Source organism: Amycolatopsis sp. NPDC003865, assembly GCF_053605345.1.
The window spans coordinates 76,893-96,472 of the sequence record NZ_JBSGJA010000028.1; the positions used below are offsets into that span (position 1 = coordinate 76,893).

A 19,580-nucleotide genomic window follows, 5' to 3' on the forward strand; every position below is an offset into this window, starting at 1 on the left:
TCCGCCGCCCCACCTTCGCGGGCCGCTAGCCTCTGGGGGTGTCTCGGATCTCCCCGTACGGAACCTGGTCCTCGCCCATCACCGCCGCCGAGGTGGCCGCCTCCGGTGGCGGCCCGCAGTGGCTCGACGTCGTCTCCGGCGAGGTGTGGTGGGCCGAGGCGCGGCCCGGTGAGCAGGGCCGGGTCGCCCTGGTGAAGGCCGGTGCCGACGGCCCGCAGGACGTGCTGCCGGCGCCGTGGAACGTCCGCAACCGGCTGCACGAGTACGGCGGGCGGCCGTGGGTGGTCGCCGGCGGTGTGGTGGTCTTCACGCACTGGGCGGATCAGCGGGTTTACGCCGTGGGCGAAACCGGTGTCGTGCCGGTCACGCCGGAGCCCGCGCAGCCCCAGGGCGTGCGGTACGGCGACCTGGTGGCCGGGCGGCCCGGTGAGGTGTGGGCGGTGCGGGAGCGCGGCACCGGGCCGCGCCCAACCGACGTCGCGCGGGAGCTGGTGGCGATCGCCCTGGACGGCGGCGGCGAGCGGGTGCTGGCCGCGAGCCACCACTTCCTGACCGCGCCGAAGCTCGCGCCGGACGGGCGGCACGCGGCGTGGTTCGGCTGGGACCACCCGGCGATGCCGTGGGACGGGACCGAGCTGTGCGTCGCTCCCGTGGCCGAAGACGGCACCTTCGGGCCGCACCGCGTGCTGGCCGGCGGGCCGGAGGTCTCGGTGTGCCAGGTCGAGTGGGAGTCGCCGGCGTCGCTGCTGGCGCTGCTGGACCCGGACGGCTGGTGGAACCTGCACCGGGTCGGCCTCGACGGGTCGGTGGTGAACCTGGCGCCGGTGGAGCAGGAGTTCGGCGGGCCGCTGTGGAAGGTGGGGTCGCGGTGGTTCGCCCCGCTCGGCGGCGGGCGGCACGCCGTGCTGTCCTCGGGCCGGCTGGCGGTGCTCGACGAGGCCGACGGCTCGGTGACGCCGGTGACCGGCGACCTGACGGCCTGGTCTTCGCTGGGATTCGCCGTCCTCGGTGACGAGGTGGTGGGCGTCGCGGGCGGGCCGGCCCGGGAGTCCGCCGTCGTGCGGGTTTCCCCCGATGGTGCGGTGACGGACCTGACGCCGCAGCCGGAGCTGCCCGCGGCGTTCCTGCCGGAGCCGCAGGAGCGGGTGTTCAGCACCGCGGACGGCGAAACCGTGCCGGTGGCGCTGTACCTGCCGCGGAACCCGGAGTTCGCGCCTCCCGATGGTGAGCTGCCGCCGCTGCTGGTGGACGTCCACGGCGGCCCGACCGGGCAGCACTTCGCCGCGCTGAACCTGGAGATCGCGTACTTCACCAGCCGTGGCATCGCCGTGGCGGCGGTGAACTACGGCGGGTCGACCGGGTTCGGCCGCGCCTACCGGGAGCGGCTGCGCGAGCAGTGGGGCGTGGTCGACGTCGCCGACTGCGTCGCGGTGGCCGAGGCGCTGGTGGCGGCCGGGCTGGCCGACGGTGACCGGCTGGCGATCCGCGGCGGCAGCGCGGGCGGGTTCACCGCGGCCGCGTCGCTCACGACGACGAAGACCTACCGGGCGGGCACGGTGATGTACCCGGTGCTGGACCTGGCCGGGTGGACCGGCACCGAGGGCGACACGCACGACTTCGAGTCGCGGTACCTGGACGGGCTGATCGGGCCGCTGCCCTCGGCGCGGCAGCGGTACGTCGAGCGGTCGCCGCTGGCGAACTCGGCGTCGCTGGCCGGGCCGGTGCTGTTCCAGCAGGGCCTGGAGGACCGGATCTGCCCGCCGGAGCAGGCGGACCGGTTCGTGGCCGGGCTCGCCGGCCGCGGCATCCCGCACGCCTACCAGCGGTTCGCCGGGGAGCAGCACGGGTTCCGGCAGGCCGCGACGATCATCGCGGCGCTGGAGGCGGAGCTGTCGTTCTACGGGCAGGTGTTCGGGTTCGAGACGCCGGGTGTGACGAAGCTGGAGCTGTCGCGATGAGGCCCCCTCGGTTGTGTGCGGGCGACACGGTCGCGCTGGTGGCGCCGGCCGGGCCGGTGCCGGCGGACCTGCTGGAGAAGGCGGTGCCGGTACTGCGCGGCTGGGGTGTCGAGCTGCGGATCGGGCCGTGCGTGCGGGCCGAGGCGGGGTCGCCGCCGTACCTGTCCGGTTCGGACGCCGCGCGCGCGGCAGAGTTCACCGAGGCGTGGCTGGATCCGGGCGTGCGGTGCGTGCTGGCCGCGCGCGGCGGCTACGGCGTGCAGCGGATGCTGGACCTGGTGGACTGGGCGGCGTTGCGGGAGGCGGGCCCGAAGGCGCTGGCCGGGTCGTCGGACATCACGGCGCTGCACCGGGCCGTGGACGTCCACTTGGGACTGTCCACTTTGTTCTCGCCGATGCCGGCGAGCGTGCTGTTCGACGACTTCGCGGTCGAGCACCTGCGGCGGTCGTTGTTCGAGCCCGAGCTGAACGTGGTCGTGCGCGGTGGTTCGGCGCTGGTGCCGGGCCGGGCGTCGGGGGTGTTGACGGGCGGGAACCTGTCGCTGCTGGCGGCGGGGCTCGGGACGCCGGAGCAGGGGTCGGCGCGGGACGCGGTGGTGCTGCTGGAGGACGTCACGGAGAGCGTGTACCGGCTGGACCGGATGCTGACGCAGCTGCTGCGTGCCGGCTGGTTCGCCGGGGTCCGCGGGATCGTGCTGGGGTCGTGGGCGGCGTGCGGGGACCCGGCGGAGGTGCGGGCGCTGCTGCTGGACCGGCTGGGGCCGCTGGGGGTGCCGGTGCTGGAGGAGTTCGGGTTCGGGCACGTGCCGTCGTCGCCGACGTTGCCGCTGGGCGTGCCGGTGACCTTGGACGCGGACCTGGGGACGCTCACCTTCGACTCCCCCGCGTTGACATGACACCCGGAGAAGCCCGGGACCGTTTCGCCGCCGCGCGGGTCGCGCGGCTGGCGACGGTGTCGGGCGACGGCGTGCCGCACCTGGTGCCGGTGACCTTCGCGGTCCGGGGTGATCAGGTGGTGTTCGCGGTCGACCACAAGCCGAAGTCGACGACGTCGCTGCGGCGGCTGCGCAACATCGAGGAGAACCCGGCCGTGTGCTTCCTGGCCGACGGCTACGACGAGGACTGGTCACGGCTGTGGTGGGCGCGCGCGGACGGCACGGCTCGGGTGCTGTCGCCGGGTGCCGAGCCGGTGTCGTGGCTGGTGGAGAAGTACGCGCAGTACCGGGAACGGCCGCCGGAGCACGCGGTGGTGGTCACCCGGGTGCGCAAGTGGAGCGGCTGGGCCGGTTCCTAGTCGCGGAGGAACTTCTCGGGGCGGCGCCAGGCGTCGATGATGCCCAGCGGGTCCGGCCGCAGCAGCGACGCCGCCGAGTACAGGCTGGCCACGACGACCAGCGCGATGAACCACCAGTCGTACAGCGCCTGCTCGCCGGTCGGGTAGTAGACCAGGGTCACGAACACCGACACCGCCACGACCAGCGCGAGGTGGCGGGGCTGCCACTTGAACGCCGACAGGAGCACGAAGCCCCAGGTCAGGTACCACGGCAGGGTCGGCGGCATGAGGATCGCGACCGCGAGCAGCGAGATCCCGGCCCGGTAGACCGCTTCCGTGCCGCCGCCGCGGCCGAGCCACCACTGGCGGATGCCGAAGCCGATCAGGACCAGCATGCCCGCCGCGCGGGCGACCGTCACGAACGGCGACACCTGGACGTCCACGACGATGTGGACCAGGTTGTAGAACACCTCGCCGATGCCGGTGGGGATGTTCAGCCAGTTCGCGATGAGCTGCGGGGCCTTGAGCCCGGACCACCAGCCCAGGTTCAGCGAGCCGAGTGAGATCCACGTGCCCGCCACGAACACCGGCAGGAACAGCCCGACCGAGGCGGCGCCGGCGCGCAGGAAGTTGCGGACCTTCGACTCGCCTTCGAGGTGGTTGGCCCACATCCAGACGATGAACGGCAGCGCGATCGCCGCCGTCGGCTTGATCAGCATGCCGATCGTGACCAGGACGACCGCGGCCACGTGCTTGCGCTCCAGGGCGGCCAGGACGCCGATGGTGAGGAACGCGAGCATCATCAGGTCGTTGTGCGGGCCGCCGAAGAGGTGGATCACCATCATCGGGCTGGCGACCGCGAGCCACAGCGCGACCGGGAGCTTGCCGCCGAGGTGCTTGACCAGCCGCGGCAGCGCCCACAGCGTCCCGGCGAGGCCGGCCAGCAGCACGACGCGCATGAGGATGACGCCGAGGATCATGTTGTCGCCGGTGGTGGCGACGACGCCCTTGGAGATGAGCAGGAACAGCGGCCCGTACGGGGCGGGCGTGGTCTGCCAGAGCGGGTGGACGTTCTGCACCACGTTCGGCAGCACGTCGAGCTCGGCGGGGCCGTTGGCGTACGGGTCGAGCCCGTAGAGCAGCTGGGCGCCCTGGCCGAGGTAGGAGAAGACGTCGCGGGTGAACAGCGGTGGCGAGATGAGCAGCGGCGCCATCCAGCAGCCGGCGGCGACCAGGATGGGGCGGCTGCCGATGCGCCCGGCCAGCACGTAGCGGCCGAGGCGGACCCAGGCCCACACGACGAGGCCGAAGCCGGCGTAGAGGACGGCGTTGGCGAGCATGCGCCCGTGGCCGTAGCGGATCCAGGAGAGCGGGCCGTGGCCGAGCACGGGGTCCTTGATCAGGATGCCGCCGGCGCCGAACGCGGCCAGCATGAGCAGCGTGCTGCCGACCGTGCCCATGGCGATCGTGCGGTACGGGAATCGCGAGGGCACGCGAAGCCGCTCGGCCAGCCCGGCCGAGGGCGTCTGTGTGGGGTCGGTGGTGGTCGCCATTTCCGTTCGGAGATTACACACCGCGCTCGCGCGGGGTTCCCGCAGTGTCAGGTTTCCACCGTGCGGCGCTGGGCCGTGCCGCCGGGGAGGGCGGCCAGGAGGGACTTCGTGTATTCGTGCCGCGGGTCGAGCAGGACCTGTTCCACCGTCCCGGTTTCGACGAGCTCGCCGCGGTACATCACGGCGACGCGGTCGGCGATGTTCCAGGCCAGCCCCAGGTCGTGGGTGATCACCAGAGCGGCGAGGCCGAGTTCGCGCCGCAGCCGCAGCAGCAGCCCGAGGATCTCCCCGCGCACGGACGCGTCGAGCGAGGCGACCGGTTCGTCGGCCACCACCACCGACGGCTCCAGCGCGAGCGCCCCGGCGATGACGACGCGCTGGCGCTGGCCGCCGGAGAGCTGGTGCGGGAGCCGGTCGGCGTACTTCTCCGCCGGCCGCAGTTCCGCGGCCTCCAGCGCCCGGTACACGACCGCCCGCTCGTCGGCGAGCTTGTGGATCCGGGGCCCCTCGGCGACGGCCTCGTACACCGTGTGCGCCGGGTTCAGCGCGCTCGTCGGGTCCTGCAGGACCAGCTGGACCTGGCGGCGGTAGGCCTTGAGCCCCGCCCCGCCCGAAGGCACCGGCCTGCCGTCGTAGCGGACCACGCCGGAGTCGGGTTTCTGCAGGCCGAGCAGGGTGCGGGCGAGCGTCGTCTTGCCGGAGCCGGACTGGCCGACCAGGGCGACGATCTCGTCGCGCGCCACCGTGAGGTCGACCCCGGCGACGGCGTCGATGCGTTTGCCGGTGCGGTCGCGGAAGGACACGCGCAGGTTCTCCGCGGCCAGCAGCGGCTCTCCCACCACCCGTTCCGACGGTTCGGGCGGCAGCGGGGCGCTGGTCGCGGGCGCGAACCGGGACACCGGGTCGCCGACCGTGGGGAACGCCGCGGCCAGTGCTCGCGTGTGTTCGTGGCGAGGTGAGCCCATCACCTCGGCGCTGGGGCCTTCCTCGACGATCTGCCCGTCGTACATCACGGCGATGCGCTCGCAGGTCGAGGCCAGCACCGACAGGTCGTGGCTGATCATGATCAGGCCGATGTCCTGCTCGGCGACCAGCCGGGACAGCAGGGCGAGGACCTGGGCCTGGACGATGACGTCCAGGGCGGTGGTCGGCTCGTCGGCGATGATCAGCCGGGGCGAGCAGGCCAGTGCCATGGCGATCATGACGCGCTGCTTCTGCCCGCCGGAGAGCTCGTGGGGGTAGGCGCCGGCCCGGCTCGCGGGCAGGTCGACCTGGGTGAGGAGCTCGGCGACGCGGGCGTCGACCTGGGCGTCGGTGAGCGCCCCGCCCGTGGGCGGGTGCAGCCGCAGCGGCTCGGCGATCTGCTCGCCGATCTTGCGGACGGGGTTGAGCGCGTGCATGGCGCCCTGGAACACCACCGACGCCTCGGCCCAGCGGACCGCGCGCAGGCGGCCCCACTTCATGGCGGTGACGTCTTCGCCGTCGAGGAGGATCTCGCCGGTGATCTTCGCCGTGCGCGGCAGCAGCCGCAGCACGCTCATCGCGACGGTCGACTTGCCGGAGCCGGACTCCCCCGCGACGCCGAGGGTGCCGCCGGGGTCGAGGGTGAGGTCGACCCCGCGCACGGCGGGGACGTCCTGCTCGCCCACCGCGTAGGTGACGTTGAGGTCCTTGAGCTGCAGCAGCGGGGTGGTCACTTCTTCAACCTCGGGTTGAACACGGTCTCCAGGCCCCGGCCGACCAGGGTGAAGAAGAGGACGACGAGGACGATCGCGATACCGGGCGGGAGGACGTTCCACCAGGCGCCGCGGCTGATGGCGCCGTTGTTGAGCGCGTTCTCCAGCACCAGGCCCCAGGTGATGGAGTTGGGGTCGCCGACGCCGAGGAAGGACAGGGTCGCGTCGGCGATGACGGCGTTGCCGACGACGAGGGTGGTGTTGGCCAGGACCAGCGGCATCACGCCGGGCAGGACGTGCCGGCCGATGATGTGCAGGTGGCCGCCGCCGAGGGCGTGGGCGCGTTCGATGTAGGGGCGGCTTTCGATGGTCAGCGTCTGGGCGCGGACCAGCCGGGCGGTGCTGGGCCAGGCGGTGAGGCCGATGGCGACGATGATCGTGCCGACGCCCTTGGGCAGCACCGCCGAGAGCGCGATCGCGAGGATCAGCGAGGGCAGGACCAGGAAGAAGTCGGTGAACCGCAGCAGCGTCGCCGACACCCAGCCGCCGAAGTGGGCGGCGGTGATGCCGATGAGCGTGCCGATGACGACCGACAGCAGCGCCGCGGAGAACCCGACGAGCAGGGAGATCCGGCTGCCCCAGACGGTCATCAGCAGCACCGAGCGGCCGAAGTTGTCGGTGCCGAGCCAGAAGTCGCCGTCGGGCGGGGCCAGCGGCTGCCCGGTGGCCTTGGTGACGTCCAGGCCGCTTTCGTCGCTGATCAGTGGCAGCAGCAGGGCGACGAGCACCGTGGCGCCGAGCAGGACGAGCCCGGCGAGCGCGGCCCGCTGGGCGGCGAACTCCCGCCAGGTCCTGGCCAGTGACGCGCGGCGGCGGGCCCAGGCGATCTGCCGGGGTGTCTCGGCGGTGGTCATGAGGTACGCACCCTGGGGTCGAGCACGCGGTAGAGCAGTTCCGCGAGCAGGTTCATCAGCACCACGGCGCTGGCCAGCACGGTGAACACGCCCTGCAGGACGGGCAGGTCGGGCCCGTGCAGGGCGTCGTAGGTCAGCTGCCCGAGACCGGGCCAGCTGAACACGGCCTCGACGGTGACCGCGCCGGCGACGACCTGGCCGAACTGCATGAACACCAGCGTGGTGGTCGGCAGCAGGGCGTTGGGGACGGCGTGGCGGCGGCGGACGAGGTCGTCGCGCAGGCCCTTGGCGCGGGCGGTGGTGAGGTAGTCGGCGTTCATCTCCCCCAGCAGCGACGAGCGCATGATCAGCATGTACTGGGCGTAGAACACCGCCAGCAGCGTCACGCACGGCAGCACGAGGTGGTGCAGGACGTCGAGCGTCTGGGACAGGAAGTCGGGCGCGGCGTCCGGGGAGTGCATGCCGCGGCTGGGGAACAGCCCGTTGGTCACCACGAGCAGCATCAGGCCGAGCCAGAACTGCGGGACCGACCAGAGGGTCAGCGCGATGCCGGTCTGGCTGCGGTCGAAGAAGCTGTCGCGGCGCCAGGCTGCGCGGATGCCCAGCCACAGGCCGATGAGCACGGCCAGGACGGTGGCGCTGCCGACGAGCAGGATGGTCGGCCAGAGCCGTTCGCCGATCATGTCGGCGACCGGGCGGCCGTTGTTGAGCAGCCGGGACTCGCCGAGGTCGCCGTGCAGCAGGTTCCAGAAGTAGTCCCCGAACTGGACGAAGACGGGCTTGTCGACGCCCATCTTCTCGCGCAGCTCGGCGATCTGCTGGGGGCTGGTGACGCGGTCGCGGGTCATCGCCGCGACCGGGTCGCCCGGCAGCATCCGGAAGAGGAAGAAGAACAGCACGATCACCAGCAGGACGCTGATGACGGCTTCGATCACCTTCCGCAGCACGAACCGGGCGGTGCCGGTCCCGCCGCGGTGCTCACCCGTGTCGACGAGCACCGCGGCCTGGTCGGGCGTGGTCATGCTTACTCGCGGTCCTCTGTGGTCTTGTTCCGGCGGCTGATGACGACCCCGCCGACGACGACGATCACCACGACGATCGCGCCGACGACGATCCACACGACGGTGCCGCTGCTGCCGGAGTCCGCGGTCGCTTCCGCACCGGCCGGGGTGGCGCCGTAGACGCCCCAGTAGCCGGTCTGCTCGAGGATCGCGCCCTTGGGCTGGGGCTGGGTGGTGAAGGCGGAGAACTTGTCGGAGCGGTAGGCCTCCAGCGCGTTCTGGTAGTCGAGCACGATCGTCGGGAACTGGCTGTAGAGCCGGGCCTGTGCCTGCTTGACGTAGTCCGCGCGCTTGGCGTCGTCGGTTTCGGTCAGCTGCTTCTTGTACAGGTCGTCGTACTGGGCGTCGCAGAAGAACGTGTCGGTGCTACCGCCCTTGCCGTCCGGAGCGGGCCGCGCGCCGCAGGTGTGCAGCGACAGCACGTAGTCCGGGTCGGGGTTGGTGCCGTAGCCGCCGATGGCGAGGTCGTACTTGCCGACGGCGGTGCGGTCGGACAGCTCGTCGTCGGAGACGAGGTCCTGCTTGACGGTGATGCCGATGTCCTTGAGCCAGCCGGTGACGTACTGGGCGACGCCCTGGTCGTAGCTGCGGTTGGCGTGCCCGGTCAGGCGCAGTTCGAGCTTGGCGCCGCCGGGGGCGGTGCGGACGCCGTCGGGGCCCTTCTTGTAGCCGGCCTGCTCGAGGGTGTTGTTGGCGGCGGCGAGGTCGAACTTGACCTTTTCGCTGTCGCTGGGGTCCCAGTGGTAGTCGGCGTAGATGGCGGGCACGACGCCGCCGCCGACCTGGCCGAGGCCCTTGAGGACCTTGTCGACGATGGCCTGGGTGTCCACGGCCTGGGTGATGGCCTTGCGGACGTTGATGTCCTTGAGGACCGGGTTGCCGTCGCCGATGGGGTTGTTGGCGTTGTCGGTGACGCCGAAGTTGATCGACAGCTCGTCGTAGCGGCGGCCGGGGGCGGCGTTGGTGGTGATGCCCTGCTGGCCCTGCAGCGCGGCGAACTGGTTGGGGTTGAGCCGGTTGATGACGTCGACTTCGCCCTGCTTGAGCGCGTTGACCGCGGCTTCGGTGTCCTTGAACTGCAGCAGCTGCAGCTCGTCGACCTTCGGCGCGCCGCGCCAGTAGTCCTTGTTGGCCTTGAACTTGACGTACTCGTTCGGCTTGTACTCGGTGACCTGGAACGGGCCGTCGGAGACGCCGGCGATCTTCAGGTCGTCGGTCTCGGCGGCCTTGAGGTCGGTGACCCCCTCCCAGATGTGCTGCGGCACGATCGGGACGTCGAGCAGGTTCATGTTGACCTGCACGGCCTTGGTCTTGATGACGAGGGTGGTGTCGTCGGGCGCGGTGACCGTCTCGAAGTTGGCCACGTAGTTGCCGTTGGCGGTGCGGGCGTTCTCGTCCTTGAGCATGCGGTTGAACGTGAACGCCGCGTCCTTGGCGGTCACCGGCTGCCCGTCGCTCCACTTGACGCCGCTGCGGATCTTGAACGTCCAGGTCAGCTTGTCCGCCGACGGGGTCCAGGACTCGGCGAGGGCGGGCGAGGCCTCGGCCTTCGCGGCGTCCGGGACGGTGAGGAACTCGTAGGTGAACCGGCCGATCTGCGTGGACGCCGACAGCACGGCGGTGAACGGGTTCAGGTGGTCGATGCCGGTGGTCAGCGCGACCCGCAGCACCTTGCCCTGCTGGGCCTGGGCGGGTACGGCGAGCGGGATCCCCGCCAGCGCCGCGGCCGCGACGACCGCGCCCACGCGGCCGAACCGCCCGATTCTGCGTTGGAAATGCACCAAAAACCACCCCATCGTTCTCGCTGTGAGCCTCCCCAAGGACGAGAAGTAACCACATACCGCCACAACCGCGCAATATGTTGCCGCTGCGGCAGGTGTCCGATCGTTATCGATCGCTTTCGGTGACGCTGCGTGATCGGGGATCCGTGCCCGGGGCCGCGGCGGCCTGGCTAGAGTGCCGGTCATGCGCATCCTGATCTCGGCGGACATGGAGGGCGCCACCGGCGTCACCTGGACCGACGACGTCGTGCCCGGTTCGCCGCAGTGGGACCGCTTCCGGCGGCTGTTCACCGGCGACGTCAACGCGGTGCTGGCCGGGCTCTACCAGGCCGGCGCCGGGGACGTGCTGGTCAACGAGGCGCATTCGTCGCAGCGGAACCTGCTGCTGGAGGAGCTGGACCCGCGGGCGCGGATGCTGACCGGGCGGCACAAGCCGCTGTCGATGATGCAGGGCGTCGATTCCGGTGTGGACGGTGTGGTGTTCCTGGGCTACCACGCCGGTGCCGGGTTCGACGGGGTGCTTTCCCACACCTACCTGGAGAACCAGATCACCGGGGTGTGGCTGGACGACGTCCCGGCGAGCGAGGGCAGGCTGAACGCGGCGATGGCCGCGGAGTACGGCGTCCCTGTCCTGCTCGTTTCGGGTGACGACAAAACGTGTGACGACGCCCGTGATTACGCTCCGGAGGCGGAGCTGGTGCAGGTGAAGGAGTGCGTGAGCCGGTACGCGGCGATCTGCCTGCCGCCGTCGCGCACGGCGGACCTGCTGACCGGCGCGGCGGCCGACGCGATGGCGCGGGCGGGACGGGAAGAGCGCCGGGTCGGGGGGCACCGGATCGAGGTGGAGTTCGACGCGAGCCACCTGGCCCAGGCGACGGCGGTGATCCCGACGGTGGAGCAGATCGGGACGCGCCGGGTCGGGTTCGACGCGCCGAACATGACCGAGGCGATGAAGGCGTTCAAGGTCGTCACGGCGATCGCGGCGGGGGCGGTGCAGGGCATCTATGGCTGACGTCGTCGAGCTGTGCGCGGACCTGATCCGGTTCGACACGACCAACCGCGGCGGCAACGACGCCGAGCCGGAGCGGCCGGCGGCGGAGTACGTGGCCGCGTTCCTGGACGGGTTGGGGATCCCGTCGAAGATCCTGGAGGCGGCGCCGGGCCGGGCGAGCGTGATCGCCCGTGTGCCGGGCACGGACCCGTCGCTGCCGGCGCTGCTGGTGCAGGGGCACCTGGACGTCGTCCCGGCCGACGCCGCGGACTGGTCGGTGCCGCCGTTCGCCGGCGAGGTCCGCGACGGCTACCTGTGGGGCCGCGGCGCGACCGACATGAAGGACTTCGTGGCGATGGTCCTCGCCGCGCTGGCGGGCGGGGTGCGGCCGCGGCGTGAGCTGGTGCTGGCGTTCGTGGCCGACGAGGAGGACCGCGGCGACTGGGGCGCGCACTGGCTGGTCGCGTCTCACCCGGAGCTGTTCGAGGGCTGCGAGGCGGCGATCAGCGAATCGGGCGGCTACACCTACCACGTCCCGGCGGCCGACGGCCGTGACGTGCGCCTGTACCCGGTCGGGACGGCCGAGCGCGGCACCGCGCACCTGCGGCTGACCGCGCGAGGCCGGGCGGGGCACGGGTCGCGGCCCAACGACGAGAACGCCGTCACCCGGCTGGTGGGCGCTTTGCACCGGATCGCGTCACACCGCTGGCCGGTGTCGCTGACCCCGGCGGTGCGGGCGTTCCTGGAGCGGACCGGCGCGGCGCTGGGCGTGCCGGTCGATCTGTCCACTTCGGACGGCGTGGACGCGGCGGTGGCGGCGCTGGGGCCGGCGGGCGGGCTGGTGCTGCCGACGGTCCGCACCAGCACGACCCCGACGATGCTGGACGCGGGCTACAAGGTGAACGTGATCCCCTCGACGGCGACGGCGCAGGTCGACGTGCGGGTGCTGCCGGGCACCGAGGAGTCGCTGTTCGCGGCGCTGGACGAGCTGCTCGGCGAGGGGGTGACGCGGGAGTTCGTGGCGCACCAGCCGCCGGTGCAGGCCCCGGTGGACTCGTTGTGGTTCGCGGCGATGGCTGCCGCGTTGCGGGCGGAGGACCCCGAAGCGGTGGTGGTGCCGTACTGCCTGGGCGGCGGGACGGACGCGAAGGCGTTCGCGCAGCTGGGGATCGCCAACTACGGGTTCGCGCCGCTGTGGCTGCCGAAGGGCTTCCCGTACCGGGCGATGGCGCACGGCGTGGACGAGCGGGTCCCGGTGGAGGGCCTGCACTTCGGGACCCGGGTGCTGTCCCGGTTCCTGGCGGAGTGCTGAGCCGGTTCAGCGCACCGGCGGATTGGGCAGCTCGGCGGCGAGGACGGCCTCCGGCAGCGGCCGCGCACCCGCGCCGCCGACGGGGGACGGCGGGAGGGGGCGGCGCGGCTCGCGCGCTCCGACACCGCCATCGTCGTCGTCCGGGCCGCGGTCGGGGCGCTCGACCGGGCCCGCCGACGGTCCGGGCGAACGGTACTTGAGCGGCCGGGCGACCTTGCGGCCCCTTCCCTCGGGCACGAGAAGGCCTCAGCGGGTGAACTCGGCCCAGTAGCGGGCCCCGTCGCGGATGGTCTCCAAGCCCACCAGTTTCACGCCGTCCTGGGCGACCGACTCGATCTCCGCGCGGCTGAACGGCCACGGCGGTCCCGGTTCCGGTGCCACGTTCTCCTCCGCCACCTCCGACACCAGCATCGTGCCGCCCGGGGCGAGGAAGCCGGCCAGCGACGTGATCGCCGCGGCGCGGAAGTCGCGGGGCATCGCCTGGATGTTGATGATCTCCACGACCAGGTCGAACGCGTGGTGCCACTCCCCCGGCGGCTTCAGCAGGTCCGCCACCACGTAGTCCACTCGTGACTCCGGGAACCGGGCGCGGGCGGCCTCGACCGCGGCGGGGGCGACGTCGAAGCCGGTCACCGTCCAGCCCGCCGCCGCCAGCAGCTCCGAGTCGTCGCCCAGGGCGCTGCCCACCACCAGCGCCCGGCGGCCCTCGCCCGGCTCCACCCAGTCGGCCAGGTCGGCGTTCGGTGCGCCGCGGGTCCACGGGACCTCGGCCTCGCCGCGGGCGGCGGCGGTGTAGAGCTCGTCGAACCAGCGGGTCGGGCTGCCGTCGGCGAGGGAGGCGCGGGAGAGCACTCGGTCGGCGGGTTCCGGCGTCGTCATGAGCGTGACCTTAGCGGCGACGCCGGACCCGTGGGACCCGTTTACCGCGCGACCGGCCCCGGAATCGCGTACAGGTGCTCACCGGCCCAGTGGACGACGTCCCGGACCGGTGAGACGGGCGGGGCGGGGTGGAAATTGGCGGCTTCGTCGACGCTGCCGGTGCCGTCGTAGACCGCGCGCTGCGGGTAGGCGAACACCGGCCGGGTCCGGGTGACGTTCCCGGCGGCGTCGCGGCCGGTCGCGGTCACCACGGTGGGCGTCGTGCCGCGTTCGACCCAGGCGACCAGCTGCTTGAGCGGATCGAATTCGGTGAGCGTGGTGCCGCCGCCGCAGTGGTAGAGCGACGGGACCATGAACAGCCGGACCCAGTCCTGGGCGTGGCCGCGGGTGAGCCGCTGGTAGTAGTCGAGCGTGCCGGCCGGCGGGATGGCCTCGTCGGCCCAGCCGTGCCACAGCACGAGCTTGCCGCCGCGCTGGCGGAACGCCGACAGGTCCAGGCTCAGCGCGTCGTAGCGGACGCCGACCGGGGTGAGCCGGTCGAACTCGCGCCGGGTGAAGGCGAAGGTGTCCACGGTCGAGGCCGGTGCGCCGATCGGGTAGCCGAGGTAGCGCAGGTAGTTGTCGGCGAGGCTGCGGGCGAAGGCGAACCCGCCCGTCTCCGGGGTCGGGATGATCCACCCCGCCCAGGACAGCTCGGAGCCGGGCTCCTGGCCACCGGGGTAGAGCAGCGTCCCGTGGGCGTCGGTGGGCGGCGAGTACAGCTTGTGCACGACGGTGACCTGGGCCGGGGTGAGGCAGGCCGGGGTGTCGGGGCCGGCGCAGGTCAGGGTCGCGGGGTCGAAGCGGCAGGCACGCGGGTCGTCGAGCTGGCCGTCGGCGAGCCCGTCGAGGCGGTCGCAGGCGGCGAGCACCGCGTCGTGCAGCGCGGGCAGCTTGGCGGCGGTGAGGACCGGGCTGCCGTCGGCGGCGGCGTTCACCCGAGCGAGCCAGGTCTGGTACTCCCCGAGCAGCGGTCCCCAGTAGTTCGCGGGGGCGCCGGCGTCGATGCCGTCGAAGTCGGCCGGGTAGCGCTGGGCCAGCAGCAGGCCTTCGCGGCCGCCGTCGGAGCAGCCGGTGAAGTAGGACTTGCGCGGCGGGGAGCCGTAGAACGCCTGGATGATCGCCTTCGACGCGCGGGAGACGACGTGGGGCGCGCGGAATTCGAAGTCGTCGCGCGCCGCCTGGTCGTGCGCGCCCCAGCTGCCGTCGTCGACGACGGCGGGGGTCGTGCCGACGTGCCCGTCGTCGGTGGCCGCGACGGCGACGTCGCCACCGTGGGGCAGGCCGCAGTCGGCGAAGGCGGGCGGGTTGACCAGGCCGCAGAAGCCGCCGCAGCCGTACTGCAGGTAGCGGCCGGCGTAGGTCTTGGTGGGCAGCCGCAGCTCGAAGCGGACGGCGGGTTCGACGTAGCCCTGGACACCGCAGTATTCGGGGTCGCCGGCGGTCGCGGCGACGACGGCGGCCGAGGTGACGTGCGTGGCGGCGCCCGGGAGGGCGAACCCGCGGACCAGGTCGCCGCAGGCGGTGATCGGCCGGACGGGTGAGGCCGTCGCGGCGGTGGCGGTCACCGGCGCGAACCCGGTGGCGGCGAGCAGGAGTGTCGTGAGTGCGGTGAAGATCCGGACTGGTCTCATGGGTTCCCCATTCCCTCGGTTGTCCAGTTCTGGCCAGGTTTGCCGACCGGTCTTGACATCGATGTCACCCGCGCGTTTCGCTCTCTGGGCGCCGCCGGTCCCCCGTCCGTCGGTCCCCAGTTCACCCTCCAGAGCTTGGAGCAACGATGCCCCGAAGCGCCAGACCGCCGGTCGCTTTCCTGGTGACCGCCGCCGTGGTCGCCGCCGGCCTGGTCGCCCTCCCCGCCACGGCGTCCGCCGCCGAAGAAGCCCTGCCCGCCGATTTCTCGTCCTCGTTCGAGGCCGGTGACGCGCAGCCGGCGTGGACCGACACCGTCGACACCGACGCGGCGGGCAAGCCGCGCGCCTACGGCGTCAACGGCGCGAACGGCACCACGATCCCCGGCGACATCCGCGGCAAGGTGACCGAGACCAGCGCCAGCAGCGAGAACACTTCCGGCGGCGAGGTGGTGTCGAACCTCGTCGACGGCACGACGGACACGAAGTGGCTGTCGTGGGACCCGACGGCGTGGGCGCAGATCACGCTGTCGGAGGCCACCTCGATCACGCACTACGCGATCTCCTCGGCCAACGACTTCGACAACCGCGACCCGAAGGACTGGACGCTGCAGGGCTCGAACGACGCGAGCTCCTGGACCGACCTGGACAAGCAGACCGACCAGTCGTTCACCGAGCGGTTCCAGCAGAAGGACTACAAGCTCGCCGCCCCGACCGCGGCGTACAAGTACTTCCGGCTGGACATCACGCGCAACAACGGCGGCCCGATCCTGCAGCTGTCCGAGCTGCTGCTGGCCAACGACGACCCGGCCCCGCCGCCGCTGCCGAACATGCGCAGCTTCGTCGACTCCGGCCCGACGACCGGTTACACGAACAAGAACCGCGTCGGCTTCACCGGCCTGAAGGCCTTCCGCTACTCGGGCAGCCAGACCGCGGCCGGGCACGGCTGGTCCTACAACAAGATCTTCGACGTGGACGTCCCGGTCGTGGCCTCGACCGAGCTGTCGTACAAGGTGCAGCCGCAGTTCATCACCGGCGATCTGAAGTACCCCAGCACGAACGTCGCGATCGACCTCGCCTTCACCGACGGCACCTACCTGCGCGACCTGGGCGCGACCGACCAGTACGGGTTCCCGCTGACGCCGGAAGGCCAGGGCAAGAGCAAGGTCCTCTACACCAACCAGTGGAATTCGGTGCGCTCGGCGATCGGGCAGGTCGCCAAGGGCAAGACGATCGACCGGATCCTGGTCGGCTACGACAACCCCGACGGCCCCGGCTCGCTGCAGGGCTGGCTGGACGACGTGAAGATCTCCGCGACGCCGACCCCGCCCGCCAGCCTCCGTCCGAGTGACAACGTGGTCACCACGCGGGGGACGATGGCCAACGGGAGCTTCTCCCGGGGCAACAACTTCCCGGCCACGGCGGTGCCGCACGGGTTCAACTTCTGGACCCCGGTCACCGACGCGAACGCCGACAACGGCGACGTGCGGTGGATGTACAACTACCACAGCCAGAACAACGAGCAGAACCTGCCGGAGCTGCAGGCGTTCAGCGTCAGCCACGAGCCGAGCCCGTGGATGGGCGACCGGCAGACCTTCCAGGTGATGCCGTCCGCGGCCGCCGGGGTGCCGGACGCCGACCGCGACGCCCGGGCGCTGGCGTTCAAGCACGACAACGAGACCGCGCGGGCGCACTACTACGGCGTGCGGTTCGAGAACGGGATCAAGACCGAGATCGCCCCGACCGACCACGCGGCGATGTTCCGGTTCTCCTTCCCGGGCGGCGACTCCAGCCTGATCTTCGACAACTTCAAGAACCAGGGCGGGCTGACCCTCGACACCGCGGGCGGCACGCTGTCGGGCTTCACCGACGTCAAGAGCGGCCTGTCGGCGGGCGCCGGCCGGATGTTCGTCTACGCGACGTTCGACAAGCCGGTGACCGCGGGCGGGAAGCTCACCGGGCACGGCCACGACGACGTCGCCGGCTACCTGCGGTTCGCCGCCGGCGCCGACAAGACGGTGAACATGCGGATCGCGACGTCGCTGATCAGCGTGGAGCAGGCGAAGAAGAACCTCGCCATGGAGATCGCCCCGGCCGCGACGTTCGACACCGTCCGCGACGCCGCGCAGCGGACCTGGGACGACCAGCTGAAGGTGATCGAGGTCGAGGGCGCGTCGAAGGACCAGCTCACGACGCTCTACTCGAACCTGTACCGGCTGTTCCTCTACCCGAACTCCGGGTTCGAGAACACCGGCACGCCGGAGAAGCCGGTCTACAAGTACGCGAGCTTCGTCTCGCCGAAGACCGGCGCCGACACCCCGACGCAGACCGGGTCGAAGATCGTCGACGGCCAGACCTACGTCAACAACGGGTTCTGGGACACCTACCGCACGACGTGGCCGGCGTACTCGCTGCTCACCCCGGACACGGCCGGGAAGATGATCGACGGGTTCGTCCAGCAGTACCGCGACGGCGGCTGGATCTCCCGGTGGTCCTCGCCGGGGTACGCCGACCTGATGACCGGCACCAGCGCGGACGTCGCGTTCGCCGACGCCTACCTGAAGGGCGTGAAGAACTTCGACGTCAAGTCGTTCTACGACGCGGCGCTGAAGGACGCGACGGTGACCCCGCCGAACAACGCGGTCGGCCGCAAGGGCATCGACGAGGGCATCTTCCTCGGCTACTCCCCGAACACCGCCGAGCACGGGTTCTCCTGGTCGATCGAGGGCTACGTCAACGACTTCGGCATCGCGAACCTGTCGAAGAAGCTCTACGACGAAGCTGCCGCGACCGACCCGCGCAAGCAGGAGTACCTGGCCAACTACGAGTACTTCACCAACCGGGCCCAGCAGTACGTGAACGTGTTCGACCCGAGCGTCGGGTTCTTCCAGGGCCGGGACGCTGCCGGGAAGTTCAGCCGGTCGCCGCAGGAGTACGACCCGCGGGTGTGGGGCATCGACTACACCGAGACCGACGGCTGGGGCATGGCGTTCTCCGTGCCGCAGGACGGCCAGGGCCTGGCCAACCTCTACGGCGGCAAGGCGGGCCTGGCGAAGAAGCTGGACGCGTTCTTCGCCGACCAGGAGACCGCGAACTTCCCGGGCTCCTACGGTGGGGTGATCCACGAGATGCGGGAGGCCCGCGACGTGCGGATGGGTCAGCTCGGCCACTCCAACCAGGCCTCGCACCACACGCTCTACATGTACGACTACGCGGGCCAGCCGGCGAAGACGCAGGAGAAGGTCCGCGAGGCCCTCTCGCGGCTCTACACCGGCAGCGAGATCGGCCAGGGCTACGCCGGCGACGAGGACAACGGCGAGCAGTCCGCGTGGTGGACCTTCAGCGCGCTGGGCTTCTACCCGCTGCAGATGGGCAGCCCGAACTACGCGATCGGGTCGCCGCTGTTCAAGAAGGCCACCATCCACCTGGCCGGTGGCAAGAACCTGGTGATCAACGCGCCGAAGAACAGCGCGAAGAACGTCTACGTCCAGGGCGTGAAGGTCAACGGCAAGGCGTACTCCTCGACGTCGCTGCCGCAGGACGTCATCGCTCGCGGCGGGGTCATCGACTTCGACATGGGCCCGAACCCCTCGTCGTGGGGCACCGGCCCGAACGACGCGCCGAAGTCGATCACCACGGGTGACGCCGCACCGGCGCCGCTGCACGACGAGACCGGCCCCGGCAGGGGCACGCTGTCCACTTCGGACGGCTCCGCCGCCGCGGCGCTGGTCGACAACACCTCGCGCACCCAGGCCGCCGTCACCGGCGCCGTCCAGTACCAGCTGGACAACACCGACGAGGCCGTCACGCACTACACGCTGACGTCCCAGACCGGTGCGGGCGACCCGAAGAGCTGGACGCTGAAGGGCTCCTACGACGGCAAGACCTGGGCGGTGGCCGACCAGCAGGCGAACCAGGCGTTCAGCTGGCGGCAGCAGACCCGCGCGTTCAAGGTCGCCAACCCGGCGCACTACGCCTACTACAAGCTCGAAGTCACCGCGACCAGCACCGGCGCCCCGGCGCAGCTGGCCGAGTTCGAGCTGCTGGGCAAGCCGGACGCGTCCTGCACGAAGACGATCACGGGCGTCTCGAACGGCCCGCTGACGGTGTCGAACGGCACCGTGTGCCTGCAGGACGCGACGGTGTCGGGTCCGGTCACCGTCGCGCCCGGCGCGTCGCTGGTGGTGCGCGGCGGCGAGATCAAGGGCCCGCTGTCGGCCACGGGCGCGGGCCAGGTCGTGCTGAACCGCACGAAGGTCGGCGGACCGGTGGCGATCACCGGGACGAGCGGGACGGTGTCGATCGAGCTGACCCAGGTGGGCGGCCCGGTGGCGCTGACGGCCAACCACGGACCGGTGCTGACCGCCAGCACGATCGCCGGCCCGCTGGCGTGCGCGGCCAACTCGCCGGTGCCGACGGACTACGACCTGCCGAACACCGTCCGCGGCCCGGCCGCGGGGCAGTGCGCGAAGATCTAGTCCCGCTGGTGCAGTGGATGCCCTCCCCGCGATC

The 19,580-nt window shown here is 71.7% G+C and carries 14 protein-coding genes; 6 read left to right on the forward strand and 8 right to left on the reverse strand.

The features are described from left to right. Nucleotides 1–38: 38 nt before the first annotated feature. Genes ACWEVP_RS43375 through ACWEVP_RS43385 form a run of 3 tightly spaced genes read left to right on the forward strand, consistent with a single transcriptional unit; the run spans nt 39 to nt 3,252 of the window. Entirely contained in the window at nt 39–1,958 is a 1,920-nt protein-coding gene (locus tag ACWEVP_RS43375) for a prolyl oligopeptidase family serine peptidase (RefSeq protein ID WP_452068425.1), read from the forward strand. Then, a complete protein-coding gene (locus ACWEVP_RS43380) occupies nt 1,955–2,854 on the forward strand; it encodes a S66 peptidase family protein (RefSeq protein ID WP_452068426.1) in 900 nt (299 codons plus the stop codon). The genes ACWEVP_RS43375 and ACWEVP_RS43380 overlap by 4 nt, the downstream gene beginning before the upstream one ends. Continuing rightward, nucleotides 2,851–3,252, forward strand: coding sequence for a TIGR03668 family PPOX class F420-dependent oxidoreductase (locus ACWEVP_RS43385; protein WP_452068427.1), 402 nt, complete (start codon nt 2,851–2,853; stop codon nt 3,250–3,252). The genes ACWEVP_RS43380 and ACWEVP_RS43385 overlap by 4 nt, the downstream gene beginning before the upstream one ends. Here the strand turns inward: ACWEVP_RS43385 and mptB are convergent. From mptB to ACWEVP_RS43410, 5 genes are read right to left on the reverse strand one after another with little or no spacing between them, the layout of a single operon-like run. After that, entirely contained in the window at nt 3,249–4,784 is a 1,536-nt protein-coding gene (gene mptB, locus ACWEVP_RS43390; protein WP_452068428.1) for a polyprenol phosphomannose-dependent alpha 1,6 mannosyltransferase MptB, read from the reverse strand. The two genes, ACWEVP_RS43385 and mptB, sit on opposite strands and share 4 nt — an antisense overlap. A 47-nt stretch (nt 4,785–4,831) precedes the next feature. After that, complete coding sequence (gene nikE, locus ACWEVP_RS43395; protein ID WP_452068429.1) at nt 4,832–6,481, reverse strand: nickel ABC transporter ATP-binding protein NikE; 1,650 nt, start codon at nt 6,479–6,481, stop codon at nt 4,832–4,834. After that, the gene (locus ACWEVP_RS43400; protein WP_452068430.1) at nt 6,478–7,374 is read right to left on the reverse strand and encodes an ABC transporter permease; all 897 of its coding nucleotides are present in this window, start codon (nt 7,372–7,374) and stop codon (nt 6,478–6,480) included. The genes nikE and ACWEVP_RS43400 overlap by 4 nt, the downstream gene beginning before the upstream one ends. Next, nucleotides 7,371–8,396 carry an ABC transporter permease gene (locus tag ACWEVP_RS43405; RefSeq protein ID WP_452068431.1) on the reverse strand — a complete coding sequence of 342 codons (1,026 nt, stop codon included), beginning with the start codon at nt 8,394–8,396 and terminating at the stop codon, nt 7,371–7,373. The genes ACWEVP_RS43400 and ACWEVP_RS43405 overlap by 4 nt, the downstream gene beginning before the upstream one ends. Nucleotides 8,397–8,398: 2 nt before the next feature. Further along, the gene (locus tag ACWEVP_RS43410; RefSeq protein ID WP_452068432.1) at nt 8,399–10,231 is read right to left on the reverse strand and encodes an ABC transporter substrate-binding protein; all 1,833 of its coding nucleotides are present in this window, start codon (nt 10,229–10,231) and stop codon (nt 8,399–8,401) included. Between the two features lie 169 nt (nt 10,232–10,400). Between ACWEVP_RS43410 and ACWEVP_RS43415 the strand changes: the two genes are divergently transcribed. Both ACWEVP_RS43415 and ACWEVP_RS43420 read left to right on the forward strand, forming a co-directional pair. Next, the gene (locus ACWEVP_RS43415; protein ID WP_452068433.1) at nt 10,401–11,228 is read left to right on the forward strand and encodes a M55 family metallopeptidase; all 828 of its coding nucleotides are present in this window, start codon (nt 10,401–10,403) and stop codon (nt 11,226–11,228) included. Then, a complete protein-coding gene (locus ACWEVP_RS43420; protein WP_452068434.1) occupies nt 11,221–12,519 on the forward strand; it encodes a M20/M25/M40 family metallo-hydrolase in 1,299 nt (432 codons plus the stop codon). Before ACWEVP_RS43415 ends, ACWEVP_RS43420 begins: the two co-directional genes overlap by 8 nt. 6 nt (nt 12,520–12,525) lie before the next feature. Here the strand turns inward: ACWEVP_RS43420 and ACWEVP_RS43425 are convergent, their stop codons facing one another. Genes ACWEVP_RS43425 through ACWEVP_RS43435 form a run of 3 tightly spaced genes read right to left on the reverse strand, consistent with a single transcriptional unit; the run spans nt 12,526 to nt 15,071 of the window. Continuing rightward, complete coding sequence (locus tag ACWEVP_RS43425) at nt 12,526–12,756, reverse strand: hypothetical protein (protein ID WP_452068435.1); 231 nt, start codon at nt 12,754–12,756, stop codon at nt 12,526–12,528. A 9-nt stretch (nt 12,757–12,765) separates the two neighbouring features. Then, nucleotides 12,766–13,398 carry a class I SAM-dependent methyltransferase gene (locus ACWEVP_RS43430; RefSeq protein WP_452068436.1) on the reverse strand — a complete coding sequence of 211 codons (633 nt, stop codon included), beginning with the start codon at nt 13,396–13,398 and terminating at the stop codon, nt 12,766–12,768. Between the two features lie 41 nt (nt 13,399–13,439). After that, a complete protein-coding gene (locus ACWEVP_RS43435; RefSeq protein ID WP_452068437.1) occupies nt 13,440–15,071 on the reverse strand; it encodes a tannase/feruloyl esterase family alpha/beta hydrolase in 1,632 nt (543 codons plus the stop codon). Nucleotides 15,072–15,217: 146 nt separating this feature from the next. Here ACWEVP_RS43435 and ACWEVP_RS43440 point away from each other — a divergent pair, with 146 nt between their 5' ends. After that, nucleotides 15,218–19,546, forward strand: coding sequence for a GH92 family glycosyl hydrolase (locus tag ACWEVP_RS43440; RefSeq protein ID WP_452068438.1), 4,329 nt, complete (start codon nt 15,218–15,220; stop codon nt 19,544–19,546). The last annotated feature ends 34 nt before the right edge of the window (nt 19,547–19,580 follow it).

What these genes read in the sequence shown, in the direction of transcription:
- ACWEVP_RS43380 (WP_452068426.1), top strand. Translation starts at nt 1,955, where the DNA reads ATGAGGCCCCCTCGGTTGTGTGCGGGCGACACGGTCGCGCTGGTGGCG.
- ACWEVP_RS43385 (WP_452068427.1), top strand. Translation starts at nt 2,851, where the DNA reads ATGACACCCGGAGAAGCCCGGGACCGTTTCGCCGCCGCGCGGGTCGCG.
- mptB (WP_452068428.1), bottom strand. Translation starts at nt 4,784, where the DNA reads ATGGCGACCACCACCGACCCCACACAGACGCCCTCGGCCGGGCTGGCC.
- ACWEVP_RS43400 (WP_452068430.1), bottom strand. Translation starts at nt 7,374, where the DNA reads ATGACCACCGCCGAGACACCCCGGCAGATCGCCTGGGCCCGCCGCCGC.
- ACWEVP_RS43405 (WP_452068431.1), bottom strand. Translation starts at nt 8,396, where the DNA reads ATGACCACGCCCGACCAGGCCGCGGTGCTCGTCGACACGGGTGAGCAC.
- ACWEVP_RS43410 (WP_452068432.1), bottom strand. Translation starts at nt 10,231, where the DNA reads ATGGGGTGGTTTTTGGTGCATTTCCAACGCAGAATCGGGCGGTTCGGC.
- ACWEVP_RS43415 (WP_452068433.1), top strand. Translation starts at nt 10,401, where the DNA reads ATGCGCATCCTGATCTCGGCGGACATGGAGGGCGCCACCGGCGTCACC.
- ACWEVP_RS43420 (WP_452068434.1), top strand. Translation starts at nt 11,221, where the DNA reads ATGGCTGACGTCGTCGAGCTGTGCGCGGACCTGATCCGGTTCGACACG.
- ACWEVP_RS43430 (WP_452068436.1), bottom strand. Translation starts at nt 13,398, where the DNA reads ATGACGACGCCGGAACCCGCCGACCGAGTGCTCTCCCGCGCCTCCCTC.
- ACWEVP_RS43435 (WP_452068437.1), bottom strand. Translation starts at nt 15,071, where the DNA reads ATGAGACCAGTCCGGATCTTCACCGCACTCACGACACTCCTGCTCGCC.
- ACWEVP_RS43440 (WP_452068438.1), top strand. Translation starts at nt 15,218, where the DNA reads ATGCCCCGAAGCGCCAGACCGCCGGTCGCTTTCCTGGTGACCGCCGCC.